This is a genomic window from Xanthomonas sp. 3058, assembly GCF_014199765.1.
Taxonomy (GTDB): Bacteria; Pseudomonadota; Gammaproteobacteria; order Xanthomonadales; family Xanthomonadaceae; genus Xanthomonas; species Xanthomonas campestris_B.
Map to the genome: position 1 here is coordinate 662,250 of NZ_JACHOF010000001.1, position 17,918 is coordinate 680,167.

14 protein-coding genes are annotated in these 17,918 nt (G+C 62.3%); 3 read left to right on the forward strand and 11 right to left on the reverse strand.

Features of this window, described 5'->3' with window-relative positions; all coding sequences use genetic code 11:
• Positions 1-78: 78 nt before the first annotated feature.
• From GGR61_RS02995 to GGR61_RS03040, 10 genes are all read right to left on the reverse strand, one after another.
• Positions 79-2,268, reverse strand: a complete 2,190-nt coding sequence (locus GGR61_RS02995; RefSeq protein WP_184620401.1) for a methyl-accepting chemotaxis protein — start codon at positions 2,266-2,268, stop codon at positions 79-81.
• Between the two features lie 367 nt (positions 2,269-2,635).
• A complete protein-coding gene (locus GGR61_RS03000) occupies positions 2,636-3,175 on the reverse strand; it encodes a hypothetical protein (RefSeq protein ID WP_184620402.1) in 540 nt (179 codons plus the stop codon).
• 293 nt (positions 3,176-3,468) lie between these two features.
• Positions 3,469-3,876 (reverse strand): hypothetical protein, encoded by a 408-nt coding sequence (locus GGR61_RS03005; RefSeq protein ID WP_184620403.1) that lies wholly within the window; start codon positions 3,874-3,876, stop codon positions 3,469-3,471.
• 135 nt (positions 3,877-4,011) lie between these two features.
• Positions 4,012-6,012 (reverse strand): chemotaxis protein CheA, encoded by a 2,001-nt coding sequence (locus GGR61_RS03010; protein WP_184620404.1) that lies wholly within the window; start codon positions 6,010-6,012, stop codon positions 4,012-4,014.
• Positions 6,013-6,045: 33 nt separating this feature from the next.
• A complete protein-coding gene (locus GGR61_RS03015; RefSeq protein WP_002806565.1) occupies positions 6,046-6,411 on the reverse strand; it encodes a response regulator in 366 nt (121 codons plus the stop codon).
• Positions 6,408-6,716: an STAS domain-containing protein gene (locus GGR61_RS03020; protein ID WP_184620405.1), complete on the reverse strand. Its 309-nt coding sequence runs from the start codon at positions 6,714-6,716 to the stop codon at positions 6,408-6,410. The genes GGR61_RS03015 and GGR61_RS03020 overlap by 4 nt, the downstream gene beginning before the upstream one ends.
• A gap of 103 nt (positions 6,717-6,819) precedes the next feature.
• Positions 6,820-8,040 carry a chemotaxis protein CheW gene (locus tag GGR61_RS03025; protein WP_184620406.1) on the reverse strand — a complete coding sequence of 407 codons (1,221 nt, stop codon included), beginning with the start codon at positions 8,038-8,040 and terminating at the stop codon, positions 6,820-6,822.
• Positions 8,037-8,819: a ParA family protein gene (locus GGR61_RS03030; RefSeq protein WP_184408613.1), complete on the reverse strand. Its 783-nt coding sequence runs from the start codon at positions 8,817-8,819 to the stop codon at positions 8,037-8,039. The genes GGR61_RS03025 and GGR61_RS03030 overlap by 4 nt, the downstream gene beginning before the upstream one ends.
• A 1-nt stretch (position 8,820) precedes the next feature.
• Positions 8,821-9,795 (reverse strand): flagellar motor protein MotD, encoded by a 975-nt coding sequence (motD, locus tag GGR61_RS03035; protein WP_184408612.1) that lies wholly within the window; start codon positions 9,793-9,795, stop codon positions 8,821-8,823.
• 7 nt (positions 9,796-9,802) lie between these two features.
• Complete coding sequence (locus GGR61_RS03040) at positions 9,803-10,543, reverse strand: flagellar motor protein (protein WP_184408611.1); 741 nt, start codon at positions 10,541-10,543, stop codon at positions 9,803-9,805.
• 919 nt (positions 10,544-11,462) lie between these two features.
• Here GGR61_RS03040 and GGR61_RS03045 point away from each other — a divergent pair.
• Entirely contained in the window at positions 11,463-14,618 is a 3,156-nt protein-coding gene (locus GGR61_RS03045) for a TonB-dependent receptor (protein ID WP_184620407.1), read from the forward strand.
• A gap of 301 nt (positions 14,619-14,919) precedes the next feature.
• Here the strand turns inward: GGR61_RS03045 and GGR61_RS21015 are convergent, their stop codons facing one another.
• Positions 14,920-15,267, reverse strand: a complete 348-nt coding sequence (locus tag GGR61_RS21015; protein WP_260286826.1) for a hypothetical protein — start codon at positions 15,265-15,267, stop codon at positions 14,920-14,922.
• Between the two features lie 556 nt (positions 15,268-15,823).
• Here GGR61_RS21015 and GGR61_RS03055 point away from each other — a divergent pair.
• Positions 15,824-16,669 carry a hypothetical protein gene (locus GGR61_RS03055; protein WP_221237243.1) on the forward strand — a complete coding sequence of 282 codons (846 nt, stop codon included), beginning with the start codon at positions 15,824-15,826 and terminating at the stop codon, positions 16,667-16,669.
• Positions 16,662-17,390 (forward strand): hypothetical protein, encoded by a 729-nt coding sequence (locus GGR61_RS03060; RefSeq protein ID WP_184620408.1) that lies wholly within the window; start codon positions 16,662-16,664, stop codon positions 17,388-17,390. The genes GGR61_RS03055 and GGR61_RS03060 overlap by 8 nt, the downstream gene beginning before the upstream one ends.
• The last annotated feature ends 528 nt before the right edge of the window (positions 17,391-17,918 follow it).

The window sequence follows — 17,918 nt, forward strand, 5'->3', positions numbered from 1 at the left end:
GCGCTGCCGGGTGCCGATGCCAATCGGTCGGAATGCTGCGCAATTGGGTGGTACGCGATCACCGATGCCGGCGTGCGGTCAGGTGACCGCGAGCAGCGCCCTTGCGCGCGCACCGACGCCGCCGTGGTTGCGTTGTGCGGGCACCACCGCGCTCACCCGGAAGCTGGACACCGCATCGTCCAGCTGCTGCGCCTGCTGTTGCATCGCATTGGCGGCGGCGGTGGCTTCTTCCACCAGCGCGGCGTTCTGCTGAGTGCTCTCGTCCATCTGGGTGACGGTGAGATTGACCTGTTCGATGCCGGCCGACTGCTCCTGCGAGGCGGCAGAAATCTCGGCCATGATATCGGTGACGCGCTGCACCGAAGATACGATCTCGGCCATGGTGGTGCCGGCCTGATCCACCAGCGCCGAGCCCTGGGTAACCTTGCCGACCGAATCGTCGATCAGGTGCTTGATCTCCTTTGCCGCACCGGCCGAGCGCTGCGCGAGCGTGCGGACCTCCGATGCGACCACGGCAAAACCGCGTCCCTGTTCGCCGGCACGCGCGGCTTCCACCGCCGCGTTCAAGGCCAGGATATTGGTCTGGAAGGCGATGCCGTCGATGACGCTGATGATCTCGGCGATCTTCCTGGACGAGGTCTGGATGCCGGACATGGTGTCCACCACCTGGCTGACCACGTGCCCACCCTGCGATGCCACCTTCGCAGCGCCGATCGCCAGCTGGTTGGCCTGACGCGCGCTCTCGGCGTTCTGTTTGACGGTGGAGGTGAGTTCCTCCATCGAAGCGGCGGTTTCTTCCAGGTTGGCCGCTTGTTGTTCGGTGCGCTGCGACAGGTCGTTGTTGCCGGCAGCGATTTCGCCGGCCGAGCCGGTGATGGCGCTGGCGGCCTGCTGGATGCGTCCGACAATGCCGGCCAACTGCGTGGCCGTGGTGTTGGCATCGTCGCGCATCCGCGCGAACACGCCGTGGAACTGGCCATCCATGCGTGTGGTGAGATCGCCTTCTGCCAGTGCCGCCAGCAGCTCGGACAACTTGCCCAGGTTGCGGTCGCTGACCTCCATCATCGCGTTCAAGTCGTTGATCATGCGCGCCGAGTCGTGCTTGAAGCGCGTTGCATCGCCGCGTTGACTGAAATCGCCGTTGGCCGCTGCTTGCGCCAGCCGCTTGATCTCGGTGTTGATCGCCAACAGGCTGGCCTTGGCCGCGTCCATTGCCTCGTGCAGCACCGCGCGGGTGCCGGGCAGGCGGGCGGCGTCGTGCGACAGGTCGCCTTGCGCGTATTCGTTGAGAACGCCGATGGCATCGACGATGGCATCCAGGTGTTCGAAGACCATGGTGTTGATGCCGCTGGCCAGTTCGCCGTAGACACCGGGGAAATCGGTGGGCATGCGGTGGCTGACGTCTTCGCCGGCATGCATGTGCATCATCACCTTGGTCTGCGCGGAGAAGCGCTCCAGGGTGTGCACCATGTCGTCGGTGGCCTTGAGCATCTGGCCGACTTCATCGCGGCCATGCGGTGCGGTGCGCACGCTCAGGTCGCCGCGCGCCACGCCCTGGATGGCAGCGAGCGCGCGCGACACCGGTTCCAGGATCGAATTGCCGATCATCCAGCCCGCCAGCAGGTTGATCAGCATCAGCACGCCGCCGGCGAACGCGACAATGCCGGTGAAAGCCAATGCCTGGGCCTGGGTGTCGTCCAGATACACACCGGTGCCGATCACCCAGCCCCACGGCTTGTACAGCGCCGCATAGGAGGTCTTGTGGACGGGGTCTTTTTCGCCGGGTTTTGCCCACGAATAATCGACGTAGCCGCCGCCCGCCTGCGCGGCGGTGACGAAGGCCGGGAAAATGCGCAGTCCGTCGGGGCTGAGCACATCGGACAGGGGTTTGCCGATCAGATCCTGGCGAATGGGGTGCATCAGCATCGTCGGTGACTGATCGGTGACGTAGATGTAATCCACGCCGTCGCGTGCGCGCATGGTCGACAGCGTCGACAGCGCTCTGCTCTTTGCGGTGGCCAGATCCATCTCGCCTTTTTCGGCGCGCTGGGCATAGCCATCGACCACTGCAGTGGCCATTTCGATCTGGCTCCTGAGTCCCTCACGGCGCGTATCGGTGAGCTCCACGTATTGCATGCGGGCGGCGATCACCGCCAGCGCGATGATGCCCAGGGCCACCAGTGCTGTCTGGGCGAGGAACTTGCGCTTGAGCGGCACATTGGCCAGCGTATTGGCAACCGTATTGGCAACCGTGGTCTTCAACGTCATGGCTTCCATCCAATGAGTAGGGAACGTGACCGGGATAAGACACTTAGCGACCGGAACCGGAAAATATTGAGTCGCGATTGTTAGCCGTGCGGCAACCGGTTGCGGTTTTCAGGTTGTCGCCGGGTCACCAGATGGCCGGTGCGGGTCTTGAGCTGTCCGTTGCAATGCACGTCAATGGACTTGGTGTGGGTCGCGGTGGTCGGGCATGCGGACAGAAATCGCCTCGGCGTGGGCGTTATGCCGGCACGCAACAGTGGCGCGCACGGTGCACCCCGCCGGGGCTGATGCACCGGCGCCGTGAGGGGACGTTTTGGAATTGCAGATGCGATGCGGCCATGATCGACAGGCCGCAACGTCTGGGATCGGCTCAGCGGCGTTGCGGTTTGCTCACGCTGGCCACCGACTGCTGCAAGCTCTGCAGCTCGGTCCACACCTGTTGTTGCGGGTCGCCTGCAAGGCTGGGCGCCAGCGCCAGCGCCTGCGCGGAGCGCAGATCGCCTTCATGCAGGGCACGATTGGCCTGGCGTTGTTGCGCCAGATACAGACCCAGCTGCTGTTGCACCCGGGCGAACTGGCGCGCCTGTTCGCCCTGCGGGGCGGTGGCCTGGAAGTAGCCGGCATGCCGCGCAATGCGTTGACGCAAATTGCCCAGGCGCTCGTCGTAGGCCTGGACACGCGCGGGATCGTGCGAGGCGGCAAGCTGTGCCCGCTGGTCGTTGCGCAACTGCGCCAGATCGATGGCGAGCGAGTGCAGCGCGCTCATCGGCACGCTGTCCAGAAGCACGGTGACCGGCGCCGCAGGCGCAGAGAACGACGGCGTCAACGACACGCCGGCAGCCACCAGTGCAACGGCGAACACAGCGCCCAGCAGATGGCGGGCAGGGTGTCTGGATTTGGCGATGTGCATGCGGACTTCCTTCGACGTGACGCGGGCAACGTGGCCCTCATTGCTGTGTGTATCGGCCGCAGGCGCGTGCGCTTGATCGGCTTTCGACCAACGGCAGCACCGCAGGCGCGGTGCGCGAGCGCGGCAGTGCCAAGAGATCTATCCGCGGCTGCCACACGGCAATACGCCCCGGCGGTACCGAGGCGTCTTTGAAGGGCGATCATCACGTGCCAATTGGCAGCCGACACCACCCAATGGGCGATCTTGCAACGAGCGCGCGGTCCAACCCCATTCCCTGAGGGGGAGGGCGAGGGTTACGTGTGGAATTCGTGCCAGCGGGTGTCGGTGTGGGCCGCCGCTGCAACTGCCGGGCGCGGGGCAGCAGCGGCGTTGGTAGCGGATTTGGCGATGACGGCCACGATCGGGCGCTTGGCGGCTGGTGCGTTGAGACCCACTGGAATACGCGGCGCCGATGGCCCTGCGACGGTCGGCACACGCTTGAACAGCGACACCGCATCGGCCAACTGGCCTGCCTGGTGTTCCATCGAACGTGCAGCGGCGGTGGCTTGTTCCACCAGGGCCGCGTTCTGCTGGGTGGCATCGTCCCTCTGCGTCACGGTCTGGTCGGCCTGCTCGATACCGGCCGATCGTTCCTGTGCGGCGGCGGAAACCTCGCCCAGGATGCCGGGCATGCGCGCCGAGACGGTCGTTGAGCCAGACATGACCGAGATTCAGGACACACTGCGGGTCGTGCCATGCCGCGCGGATTGGTCGGCGCTGGCGGACCCAGTCCGCCGGGAACTATCGCATCATCATGTATTGCCACGCGGCGTCCATGCCGCGCGTGTTGCGTTGACTCAGGCCGCTTGCGGCACGCGCAGCGAGCGCACCAGTCCACCGATGTCCACGATCAGCGAAACCCGCCCATCGCCCAGGATGGTGGCGCCGGAGACGCCCGGGATACGCCGGTAGTTGTTTTCGATGTTCTTGACCACGACCTGTTGCTGGCCGAGCAGTTCGTCCACTTCCAGCGCGATCTTCTGGCCATCGCCTTCGACCACCACCACCAGCGGTTCCTGCGAGGACTGTTGCCCGCCGAAGCCGTAGTAATTGGTCAGCGACAGAATTGGCAGATACTCGCCGCGCACCCGCAACACACGGCCGTCGCCAGCCATTGCGCGGATGTCTTCCGGCGCCGGCTGCAGTGCTTCGAGCACGTAGGCCAGCGGCAGGATCAAGGTTTCGCCAGCCACCGAGACGGTCATGCCGTCGAGGATGGCCAGGGTCAGCGGCAGACGGATCAGCACGCGGGTTCCGCTGCCGGCGTTGCTTTCCAGCTGCACTTCGCCACCCAGGCCCTGGATGTTGCGGCGGACCACGTCCATGCCCACGCCACGACCGGACAGGTCGGTGACCGCATCGGCGGTGGAGAAGCCCGGCGCGAAGATCAGGTCCCACACCTGCGCATCGGTCGGGTTGTCCGGCACGGCAATGCCGCGTTCGGCCGCTTTTTCCAGGATCTTGTCGCGATTGAGGCCACGGCCGTCGTCGCTGACTTCGATCACGATGTGACCGCCCTGATGCGATGCGGCCAGGGTAATGGTGCCGGTCTCGTCCTTGCCGGAGGCGCGACGCGCATCGGGCAGTTCCAGACCGTGGTCGATCGAGTTGCGCACCAGATGCACGAGCGGATCGGCAATCTTTTCGATCAGGCCCTTGTCCAGCTCGGTGCCTTCGCCAATGGTGCGCAGACGCACCTGCTTGCCGAGGCGGCCGGACAGGTCGCGGACCAGGCGCGGGAAGCGACGGAACACCGCGTCCACCGGCAGCATGCGCACGCCGATGACCGCTTCCTGCAGATCGCGGGTATTGCGCTCCAGCAGGTCCAGGCCGGCGCACAGCTGTTCGGCATGCACCGGATCCAGCCCGGTGGAGACCTGCTTGAGCATGGCCTGGGTGATGACCAACTCACCGACCAGATTGATCAGTGCATCGACCTTGTCCACGCTGACGCGGATGGAGGTTTCGGCTTCGGCGGCGGCGGCCTTGGCCGGCGCGGCGGCGGCTGCCGGTTCGCCGGCGGTCGCTGGTGCCGCAACGGCGACAGGCGCGGCTACAGCGGCGTCCACGGCCAGGCTCGGCGGCGGGCCGGGCACTGCCATCGGGCGGATATCCAGCTCGCAATCGTCCACCACCCAGGCGAAGGTGTCTTCGATCTTGCTGCGCGGAATCTTGCCGATCAGGCCAAGATCCCACGCCAGGTAGGCTTCCAGCGGGTCGATGTTTTCAAAGCCCGGCATGCGTTCCAGGCGCGCGGCAATCTGCAGCGGGCCAAGATGCTCCAGCTCGCGGATGATGCGCAGCGGGTCGTTGCCGCTCATGAACAGCGACGGCGCCGGGGTGAAGCCGATGTGCCAGGCTTCGGGTTCTTCTTCCTTCGGCTTGGCGACCACTGCAGCGGCCGGCGCTTCGCCCGCGAGTACCGCATTCAAACGGGTGTGCACGGCCTTGACCGCAGCCGGGTCGGCCGGGGTGCCGTGTTCGGCTTCGCGCAACAGGGCGCGCAGCACGTCGACCGAGCCAAGCATGGCATCGACCGCGTTGGGCTGTAACTGACGCTTGTTGGAGCGCAATTCGTCCAGCAGCGTCTCCAGCACGTGGGTCAGGCCGGCGACCGCCTCGAAACCGAAAGTGGCCGCGCCACCCTTGATCGAGTGCGCGGCGCGGAACACCGAGTTGATGATTTCCGGGTCGCGGTTGCCTTCTTCAAGCGACAGCAGACCGGCCTCCATCGCGTCGAGCCCTTCACGGCTTTCCTCAAAAAAGGTGGCGTGGAAACGCTGCAGGTCCATGCTCATGGGCGTGAAATCCGATGGTGAAGCGAGAGGGAATTAACCCAGGACTTTCTGGACGGTGGCGATCAGCTGTTCTGGATTGAACGGCTTGACCAGCCAACCGGTGGCACCGGCGGCCTTGCCTTCGGACTTTTTGTCGGCCGCCGACTCGGTGGTGAGCATGAGCATCGGGGTGAACTTGTAGTCGGGCAGCTGGCGCAGTTCGCGGATCAGCGAGATCCCGTCCATGTTGGGCATGTTCACGTCGGTCACCACCGCATTGAAGCGCTGGCCCTTCGCGCGGCCCAGCGCGACGGCGCCGTCTTCGGCTTCTTCGACGGCGAAGCCGGCAGAGGTGAGGGCGAAAGAGACCATCTGGCGCATCGACGCCGAATCGTCCACCACCAAGATACGTGCGCTCATGCGGCGTTCTCCACAGATTTCAGGTTGTCATTGGATGCGGGAAGTCCGAGTGCGTCGGTGACGCCGAGCAGACGAGCCGCATCTCTAAAGGTGTCGTTGCAGCCATCGAATTCGGTGTGCAAGCCAGCCTCGCGGCGGGCCTGCACAAAGGCGCAGAGCAACTGCACGCTGGCGGTATGGATGCGCCGGACGTTGCCGGCGTCAAGCACCAGCTCGCCGTCCTGCGTCAGGACTGCGGCAAGTTTTTGCTTGAGGTCGGCGCTGGTCTCGATTCCGAGATCATCGCCCAATGTCACTGTGCTCATTGTTGCTCCGAACGGATGGTTCTATGCGTACTAACGGCGGGAGTCGGAAAAGCTTTAACGCTGAATCGTTGTGCGTGCAGGGAGGCGTCAGCTGAGCGGCGCATCAATGCAGCAAATGGCTGGCGTCGAGCAGGATCATCGGCTGATGGCCCAGGCGTGCGACACCACGGAACAGGTTGTTGGAGATGCGGCACAGGCGTGCGTTGTCCGGCGGCTCGATCTGCTGATCGGTGAGGCTGGTGACGTCTTCCACCGCCGAGACGCGCAGTCCCATGGTTTCGCCGTTTTCTTCCAGCACCACCACACGCGTCTGCAGATCCATATCGACCGGTGAAGAGCCCAGGTGAACGCCCAGATCGATCACCGGCACGACCTGACCACGCAGATTCATGATGCCGAGCATCGCGCTGGCGGTGCCGCGCAAGGGCAATAGCGGTACCGGCAACACCACTTCCTGCACCTTGAGCAATTCCAGGGCATAGGTCTGCTCGCCGCAGCGCAGGCGCAGCCAGCGCGTACTGCGTTCGCTGGCGCGGCGTTCGGCGTGGATGCGTTCGGCCTGGCCAGGCGCCAGCAGCGCCTGCAGCCCATGCGGCTGGATCGGCGCCGAGGGTGCGCGTTGCGGCGCGGCCATCGGGGCCATCGCCGCGCGCGCAGGGGCGGGCGGGGGCGGCGCGGCAACCGCGAACGCGGGGTCTTCGTCCATCTCCGACAACAGGTCGGCAGCCAACAGGTCGGCGCCGGAGTCCGCAGTGCCGAAAGCCGGGTCTGCGTCCATTTCGGCCATCAGATCGGCCGTGCTCATAAACGGGCTGGGCGCGGCCGTGGCGAAGGCCGGATCGGCGTCCATCTCGGCCAGGAAATCGGCGGCGATGTCGGTGGCGCTCGGCGCTGCGACGACCGGCGGGCCGAAGGCCGGATCGGCATCCATTTCGGCCAGGAAGTCGGCGGCGATGTCGGCGGCGCTCGGCGCTGCGACGACCGGCGGGCCGAAGGCCGGGTCTGCATCCATTTCGGCGAGGAAATCGGCGGCGATGTCGGCGGCGCTGGGCGCTGCGACAATTGCCGGGGCGAAGGCCGGATCGGCGTCCATTTCAGCCAGGAAATCGGTGGTGATCGCTTCGGCGCTGACCACGGCGCTAATCGCATCCGGCACGTCGGCGCGCTGCACGGGCGGCTCGGCCAGCGCCAGATCCGCGTCGGCAAGCACCGCCGCGGCGATGGGCTCGGCGACGGCGACGGGTGCGAATACCTGCACATCGCCATCGTGCAACAGGCCTTCCAGATAATCGTCCAGCTCACCGTTGGCGGTGTGGTTGCTCATGCGGCTTGCTCCATACGCATCGCGTCATCGGCCAGCACCCATTCCAGCGCGCGGCGATAGGCGGACAGGCCACGGCCCTGATAGTCGCCGCTGGTGGCGGGCACGGTGAGTGCGGCGGCATTGCAAATACGGGTGTCCATCGGCACGGCGTCTTCCCACACCAACGGGCCGTAGGTGTCCTGCATTTCCTTGAGCGTTTCGTTGCCGGCGCGGGTGCGGCGGTCGAACAGGGTCGGCAGGATCGACACCGGCAGATCGCGGCGACGCGAGCGCTGCACCATGTCGGCGGTGCGCACCATGCTGGCCAGGCCATGCAGCGCGAGCGGCTCGGCCTGGGTCGGCACCACCACGCGGTCGCAGGCGGCCAGCGCATTGATCATCAGCAGGCCGAGCGTGGGCGGGCAGTCGAGCAGGATGTAGTCGTGCTGGCCGGCGTGGCGGGTCATTGCGTTCTGCAGGGCCAGGCCCAGGCCGGGCTGGTTGGCGCTGCGGCGTTCCAGTGTGGCCAGTGCAGCTTGCGCACAGACATAGGACAGGCCTGGGATGGTGCTTTCGTGCAGCAGGCTGGCCAGATCGCTCGGCGGGGTGCCGAACAGGTCCAGCACGCCGCGCGGCGGCGGGTCGACCGCCACGCCGAATGCACGGGTGAGCGAGGAGTGCGGATCGAGGTCGACCAACAGCACCCGGTGGCCGAGCGCGGCCAGGCCACGACCCAGCGCCAGCGTCGTGGTGGTCTTGCCCACGCCGCCCTTTTGGTTGGCGATTGCCCAGATACGCATCTCACTGCACTCCTTGAATTACGGCGGGAACGGAACTTGTGCCGCTTTCGGTGGTGGCGGCCGTTTGGCCGCCGTCAGACTTGGGAAGCTTGGGCGCCCCGGCGGCGGTCGCCTGCATCTGCGACGGCGGATCGGGTGCGAGTGAGCCAGCCGAGTCCGCGAGGATGATTAACACCACACGCCGGTTCGCATTCCGTCCCGCCTCGGTTGTGTTATCGGCACGTGCGCGGAATTCTCCATAGCCCACCATCGCCAATCGCTGCGGGGCGATGCCGTCGTCGGCAAACAGGTGCACCACGCTGGCCGCACGCGCCGCCGACAGTTCCCAATTGGAGGGAAACTGCACGGTGGCGATCGGCTGGTTGTCGGTATAGCCCTCCACGCGCACGCCATTGGGCGCATTGCGCAGCACCGAGGCCAGCGTGGACAGCGTGCCGCGGGCGCCGCCGGCCAGGGTGGCCGAGCCGGTACCGAACAGGATGTCGCTGTTGATCTCCACTTCGATCCACAGATCGTTGCGGCGGATGGTGATGAGTTTCTTGTCGATCAGCGGCGCCAGCGTCTTGCTCAGCTGTTGCGCCACTGCATCCATCTGTCGCTGCGCACGCGCCAGTTGCGCCTGATTGCGCAGCGACACCGGCATGCGCATCTGCGCGGCCATCGACGGCAGCAGGGTGGGGTCGGTCGGTCCGTTGGAGGCCGCCATCGGTGCGCCGGCCTTGATGACCGAGGGGCGGTCGTAGTCGGCGCCCAGGGTCTGGGTCTTGCCGATCTGCACCGGGCTGGCGGTGTTGGACGAGCCGCCGAACGCAGTGGTCAGCGCCTGCGCCATCACCTTGTATTTGCCCTCGTTGAGCGAGGAGATCGCGTACATCACCACGAAGAACGCCAGCAGCAGCGTCATCAGATCGGCATACGGAATCGCCCACGCTTCGTGGTTGCCATGGTCTTCGTGATGTTTGCGACGGCGGGCCATGACGGGACTAATGCAAGTAGCCTGCCAATTTCGACTCGATGTTGCGCGGGTTCTCGCCTTGGGCGATCGCGATCAAGCCTTCGATCGCCATTTCGCGCTCGTTGGTACTGCAATGGATGACGCTTTTGAGCTTGGCGGCGACCGGCAGAAACAGCAGGTTGGCCGAGGCGATGCCGTAGATGGTGGCGGTGAACGCTGCCGCGATGCCGTGGCCGAGCATGGCCGGGTCGGCCAGATTCTTCATCACCGCCATCAGCCCCAGCACCGCACCGATGATGCCCAGCGTGGGCGCGTAGATGCCCATGCCTTCGAACACCTTGGCGGCGGCAAGATCCTGACGCTCCTGGTTGTCCACCTCGATTTCGAGCATGTGGCGCATGGATTCGGGCTCCACCCCATCGACCAGCATCTGCAGGCCCTTGCGCAGGAAGGCGTCGTCCTGGCGCGGAAGCTGGTCTTCCAGGCCCAGCAGGCCCTGACGGCGCGCGATGTTGCTCCATTCGACGATGTGCGACAGCAACTGCGGGCGGTCGCTGGCCGGCGGCTGGATCACCCAGCGCAGGATCTTGAAGGCGCGCCGGAAAACTGCCGGCGAGGTGTGCAGCAGGATCGCCGCCACGGTGCCGACGATGACGATCACGAAGGCAGCCGGCGACCACAGCGACGAAATGCCGGCACCTTTCAACACGCTGCCGCCCACGATCGCCACGACCGCCAGCACCAGTCCGATAATGCTCAATCTGTCCATGCAAGCGGTATCGGCCCAAGTGCGGCGGACTTGATAGAGGCGGGCGCTTGAGAGCGCCAGAAAGTTGTCGTTCTGCGGTGTGCGCCCGATTCCTGGCGGGCACCGGCGCGTCGCTTGCGCGTCTTTGGCGCCGGTGGCGCATCGTGACCGCTGCTGGACCAATGCCAACAGACCGGTGCGCTCGCATCGAGAGGGTGCGCCTGTGTTGATCGACTGTCGGCGGGATATCTGCCGGCGATGCCTCCCCATCCGCCCTTTGGGCACCTTCCCCCGCAAGCGGGAGACGGGACGAAATCGCGTCGACGATAGCCCCTCTCCCATTTGATAGCCCCTCTCCCGTTTGCGGGAGAGGGGTTGGGGTGAGGGTAGTTGTACGGAATGTATTCCGTCACCCACCTACGCGCAGTGAGGTCTTCGGAAAGGACAACGGCCGCTGGGCGCGGCCGTTGTCATTAAATCAAGCAACCCGGATCGTATTCCCGATCCCCGATCCCCGATCCCCGGTCCCCGATCCCCGATCCCCGATCCCCGATCCCCGATCCCCGATCCCCGATCCCCAATCCCCAATCCCCAATCCCCAATCCCCAATCCCCAATCCCCAATCCCCAATCCCCAATCCCCAATCCCCAAAAGATCAATGGTCGCTAGAGCGCAAGCCATCCACGTTCAGGATCAGCGCCATGCGGCCGTCGCCGATCAGGATGGCGCCGGCGTCGCCGGGCAGGCCGCGTGGCAAACGCAGCAGGCGTGTTGCGGGGCAGAATGCGCTCCCGCATGGGCTGTGATACTTAGTTTTCCACTGCATTAGAACGATCTAATCGCATCTGTGCAGAAGGGGGAGGGAAGAGGAGGGACACCGGGTCGCCGCAACCGCGCCGGATATTTCTGCATCACTTCGCGCGGCGTTCTTGTCCGATCGTTGGATCGACAGAAATCCGCCGAAGCCGATCACTATTGGGAGAGCATGATCGAAATGAACCGCATGCCATTCGCACGCAACCGCAGCACGCTGTCCGCCGGTATCGCCATCGTCTTGTTCGCGAGCGCCGCCTCCACCACCGCTGCCGCCCAGCAGGCCGACGGTACGCCGGCGCCCACCGGCCAGGCCGAGGTGCAGGCCACGGACCTGGATGCGGTGACGGTGACCGGCTACCGCTACGCGATCGAAAAAAGCCTGGAGCAGAAGCGCAACGCCAACGCCGTGGTCGATGTGATCACCGCCGAGGACGTGGGCAAGTTCCCCGACAAGAACGTGGCCGATGCGCTGCAGCGCGTGCCCGGCGTGGTCATCAGCCGCGACGGCGGCGAGGGCAAGAACGTCAGTGTGCGTGGCCTGTCCTCGGAGCTGGTGCTGACCGAATTGAACGGCAACTACATCGCCACCGCCGAGTCCAACGGCGACCCGACGCGCTCGTTCAACTACACGCTGCTGCCGTCGAACCTGCTGGGCAGCGCGGAGTTGTACAAGACCCCGGAGGCGCGCATCGATGAAGGCGGCATCGGCGGCACGGTGATCCTGCAGACGCGGCGCCCGCTGGAACTGGAGCCAAACTCGGGCTTCGTCTCCGCCGAGGGCACCTGGTCGGATACCAGCAAGAAGACCGACGGCCAGTTCTCCGGTTCGTACTCGTGGCACGACAAGGACAACCGCTTCGGTGTCTTTGTTGGCTACACGCAGCAGAAGCGCACCGCACGCACGCTCGATGCCAGTACCGAGAGCTGGCAGTGGTATGGGCGCGACGAAGTGGGCCCGGCGGTCGACGTGAACGGAAATCCCTCGGACTTCAATGCCAACTGGTGGGGAGGTACCGGTTTCTGGAACCAGGACGGCAATTACTCCACCGGTTTCATGATGCCGACCGCCGTCAGCCTGGGCGCCAAACGCGAGGAGCGCGAGCGCAAGGGCGGGCAACTGACCTTGCAGTTCAAGCCGACCGACGACCTGACGCTGACCGCGAACTACTTCCGCTTCGACCTGTCGCAGGACTCGCAGACCAATACCATCAAGATTCCCGAGTGGAACATTGCCCGCTATAACGGCGACGGCAACTGGCGCGGCGGCCGTCTGCTCGACGGGCTGCAGTTCGATCCCAGCGGCACGATTGTCACTGGCGCCGCCTACAGCCTGCGTCCGGGCAAGACCTATTATTGCAGCGAGGCGCAGGCCGCCGCGGCCGGCCTGCCGCCGGGCGGCTGGGGCTCGGACGATTGCACCGTGCCGACGCCGCAGATCACCGGCAGCTACAACATCGAGAAATCGCAGTCGCAGACGGTGGACCTGGGCGGCGAATGGCGTGGCGAGCAGGTGGACGTGGCGTTCAAGGTCGGCCGCACCTGGGCCAAGGGCGGGCCGGAGCTGCAATTCTCCCTGCCGATCAAGCCGCGCCTGCAGAACGCCGACGGCAGCTGGAGCAACGGCAACGTCGCCAGCGCCTGGGACCTGACCGGCACGCCGAGCATGACCTTCTCGCCGGAGCTGATGCAGAACCTGCGCGACGGCATCCTGCAGGTCGACCTGGGCTCGACCGGCTCGTCCTGGACCCGCAACACCAATCAGCAGCAGTACGCGCAGATCGATACCACCTGGCATTTCGACGGCGAGGTCTTCGATTCGCTGCAGTTCGGCCTCAAGCGTCGCGACGGCGGCATCCACCGCAGTACCGGCAACAACTACTGGGTGTGCCCGGGCACCGATCCGGGCGACTACGACAACCGCTACTGGAACGGGCGCTGCAATGCCATCGCCACCCAGTTCTCGCCGGGCCTGCTGTTCGCGCAGGACAACCTGGCCGGTGGCGTCAACGCCAGCGCGTTCCCGGCGATCAACTTCCCGGGCTACATCGGCTACTTGAACAGCACCTACGGCGCGATGCAGACCCGCAGCGAAGACAACTTCGTTTACAACGTCGACGAGGAGATCTATTCCACCTACCTGCAGCTCAACTTCCACACCGAGCGGCTGCGTGGCAACGTCGGCGTGCGGGTGGCGCGCACCGGCCAGCGTGCCGACTCCACCGACAAGGTGACCGCCTACAACGACTACTTCTTCGATGGCGCCGACGGCAACCCGCTGGCTTGCCAGCAGGGCGCCGCCATGCCCAGCGGCGCCCCGGCCGACACCTATTGCGGGACCGAAGGCTACTGGCGTTTGTCCGACAGCGTGCAACGCACCGAGTCGTTCGTGGTCAGCGGGCTGGACCGCAACTACACCGACGTGCTGCCGAGTTTCAACCTGGCCTACGACCTGACCGAGAACCTGCTGCTGCGCGCGGCAGCAGCCAAGGTGATCGCACGTCCCAGCTACAACGACATCGCCGCGCCTGGCAGCCTGGAGTTCTACAGTCCCGAGTACGTGGCCGACCGGCGCCTGACCGGCGGTGCCAGCGAGCAGGGCTGGTACGGCTCGGGCAGCAACAAGAACCTGGAGCCGTACAAGGCCAACCAGTTCGACCTGGGGCTGGAATGGTATTTCCAGCCGGGCTCGGTGGCAGGTGTGGGACTGTTCCGCAAGAACGTGGAGAACTTTGCGGTCGACGTCATCAGCGACGTGAACATGATGGTCGACGGGCAACCGGTCACCGTGCAGAACTACAGCACCCAGGCCGGCGGCCAGGACGCGGTCTCGCAAGGTGTGGAGCTCTACGCGCAGCACACGCTGCCATTCGGTCTTGGTGTGCAGTTCAACTACACCTACAACGATGCCAGCAAGGCGGCGGTGCGGCTCGAGGACGGCACCGAGGCCGGCAAGACCTCCATGCCGGGCAGCGCCAGGAACCAGACCAACCTCACCGTGTTCTACGAGACCGACAGCCTGCTGCTGCGCGCCTCGTACAACCGTCGCGGCGAGCTGGTGCAAGGCCTGGTCAACGGGTTGAACGTCTTTGAAGAGCCGTACTACCAGATCGATGTCAACGCGGCCTACAACATCACCCCGGCGCTCAGCCTCACCGCCTCGGTGTTGAACCTGACCAAGCAGGAGTCCCGCTCGCACCTGGGCGACGACACCCGCGCCCGCTTCTATACCGGCGGATACGCAGGCCGGCTGGCGTACCTGGGGCTGACCTACAAGTTCTAGGCGCCAACGTGTCGCGCCCATGCCTGCCGCGTGGCGGTATGGGCGCGATGGTTTGGCGGCGGCCGGGCTGCGGTGGAAGTGAACCTGGAACTGTTATTTCAACCCTGCGCGCGCAATCAACAGCGGGGGTCAGTGTCCACATCGCGTACAGCTCCCACATAATGTCTGAAGTAGCCAAACGTGGCCGCACGGAAATACTTCGGCGAAAACGCTTGCAGTATCGCGCCGAATGCCAGCTTGCCAATTGCACGCGGCGGAAGCCCTCGCGCGTGCTCAAGGCGCAGGATCATCGCCGCCGCGATCATAGCCAGCCCGAGGCCGCCACAATCGGCGTCTGCCACGGCAGCGCACCACCCATTGCCTTGATGCCTTGTCGCAGCGCCGTACTAAACGTCAACATACCTACCAGCCAAGCCAGCGCCATGCCCGCACGCTGCGGCGCCCACTGCACACCATTAGCTTCATGCTGATCGGGTAGATGCCGGCAAGGCAGAGCCCTACTGAAAAGTGCTCGTGCTGGATGCGCCTTCTTTTTGACGCTATGTGCGTGGGCGATGTCGGGCATGACACCGCTGGCACAAAATGTCGGGTTCCCCACAGACAAGACTGCTACATCTCGGTATTGTCCAAACTGGAAATCTTCATGCATGGAAAGCAAACGGGGTAATAAAGTGTTTCCTGCTGCGTACTTATTAGCATGGCCGTTTGGTCCGGGTGTGAAAATCGGCAACCTTTTTGGCATCCGGAATTGCGTGCTGTTGCTGCCGTCGCATCAAAGCGGCTCAATCTTGCGAGGCCTGATTAAAGGCATCAACACGGTAATTGCACCTATGACATCGACGATGCTAGAGGTTCGCTGCCTTGCTGGGCTCGCTTCGTTTGTCGGAATGTGCCTGCAACACAAGCTATCAATTTTGCTCAACATTAATAAGCGTAGTCGCCGACGACTGGAGTCGCTTCGAGAAGGACGTGGGCGAAGCCTTATGCCAACGCTGCACAATATAGGGGGGGGGGGGCGCCGACGGCAGCATAGACCAGGGAAGACAGCCGCACCTTTGTGCAATGCAAGTAATAAAAACAGTAGCACGTGGAGCTAAGCGTGTTGCAAGGCATGACAGGTTCGGACCCTCCAGAAGGACCTTCAACTCTCGAGCTGTCAAAGAAGAATAAATAATTTATAAGTGCCACGCAAAAAAGGAAAAATAGTGGAAATTGAAAATAAAGTTGCGTCGATTAATTTTGATGCCGTCATTTCATCGCCGGATGAGTCGGTAGACATGAAGTCAGGCTTAGATACGTTGCAGGGCATTTCGGATGCTACGAGAAAAATTGGCGAGACACTTCTAACGAAAAAAGTTCCTCAAAGGTTGCATCATGGTAGTGCGGTGCGTACCAAGCTTAAGCAAAGCTTCAAAGGCTCTTATGGACAGATTTTTAGTTTGGAGTTCCATGATTCAGATTTGAAAAAAGAACTAAGAAAGCTTGGCCGAGAGAATTTTGTCGAGCTAATGAATTATTTTATTGGTGAGTCGCTTTATGAAATAAATAGCGACTTGTCAGAGAAGTCACAACATCACCTGGAAAAATTGGGTAATGTGACTGAAGATCTAATAAAGAACTTAAGAACCTCTTGCATGGAAAATATCCATGAAGTCCCTGTCAAATTTGGCTTTGACGTCAAGCTAAATTACAGAAAAACTAGATCTGAAAAAATTGAGATCGGAAGTTTCACAAAAGAAACTGCATTGGTGTTACAGGCAGAGCCAACAGATGAAGAAGTTGAGATAAGGGCTGCAATAACTAGGCTTAACATAAACACCGGGAACGGCCGACTAAAGCCGGAGGAATCCGCTGAAACCTATGCGTTCGGATTTTCAAGTGCTTATGCGGAAATAAGAATGGAGGCCAAAAAGATATTCTCAGAGAATCTGAACTATAACAATGGAATTCCCGAGGAGAAATGGAGGGTTATTAGGTTGAGACTAAATCCTGTTAGATTAAAGGATAGGAGAATAATTAAATATATAGTAATTGGATACTTCAATGATTGACAGGCGAATCCTTATTGCGGCTTTAGCCGTTGCTGCAGTGCTGGGTGCATATACAATCAACTTTCATTTGAGTGATATTTCCCCTAAAGCAGAGGTTTGGGGTCAATTTGGAGATTATTTTGGTGGAACCTTAAATCCCATACTTAGTTTTATATCGTTACTTCTGATTGTTAGGTCTTTAGGGTTACAAAACGAATCTAATAAGGCGTTTCGGGATGAGCTTTATCAATCAAGAAAAAGTGAGGATTTGAAATCTTTTGAGAACAAGTTTTTCAAGATGATTGAAGTGCAATCGGCGAAATTTCAAATATTCAAAATAAACTCATGCGATGATGTTGCTGAAAAATCAGTATTTAGTGCTGAAGCAGTAGTGGCGATTGAAGACGAGATAAGTCGCTTAAGGAGCAATTCTTCAAGTGATGAAGAAATTGCCACTTTTTTGAAAACGTGCGATGAACAAGATCAAATATTTGGATCGGTTAGGACTTTTTACACCTGCGCTAAGTTCATTGTCGATCACCTCAGTGATTTAAATGGATTCAGCCAAAAAATTAGGCTTGATTACATGAGAACCCTAATTAACTTTACTGATTTCTCGTTAATACGCTTGAACATGATGTCGATACAATTTCTAGACTATGAGGCTAGTAGATACCTCAGGGCATGCGGGGAATTTAATGATATTATGGTGGAGGTTGGGCTTTCATATACGTCATACTAAAATGCGATAGAGGGCTGTTTCCAAACAAAGTGGAAGAAGCTTTCGTTCAAGCTGGGAATAATGGGGTCAGATTCTTAGGTACCCCACGTTTTTTTACGCCACCAGCGTCATCTGCTCGCGTACTGCGTCGGGCAGTGTGCGCAAGCGTTCTAGCCAGCGTGGAAATTACCGTGATAGGGGCAGGTGCACTTATCAGGCGAGGGCGCTCGGCTTGCGTGGCCTGTATGGAGCTGCGCCAGCGGCGCACACAGCCGCGCGAGACCCGCCAGCGTGTGTTGACACGCCAGACCGTGTACTTGCAATCTAGGCCCAAGGAGCGTCGAAACTCCTCTCATAGCGGTACCCACCTCCGTCAAACCGGTGGGTTTTTTGTGCCTGCATCCTGCAGGTACAAGCCGACGCGATGCCTGCGTCGGGAGGGCGGCTAATACAACACCCGCAAGGGGAATACGCCCGCCGGCTATGAGCGGTTTCGAACCTCCCGACATCCCGTCGCCGTTGGCGGCGGTTCTTGGGTTGTTCCAGGAG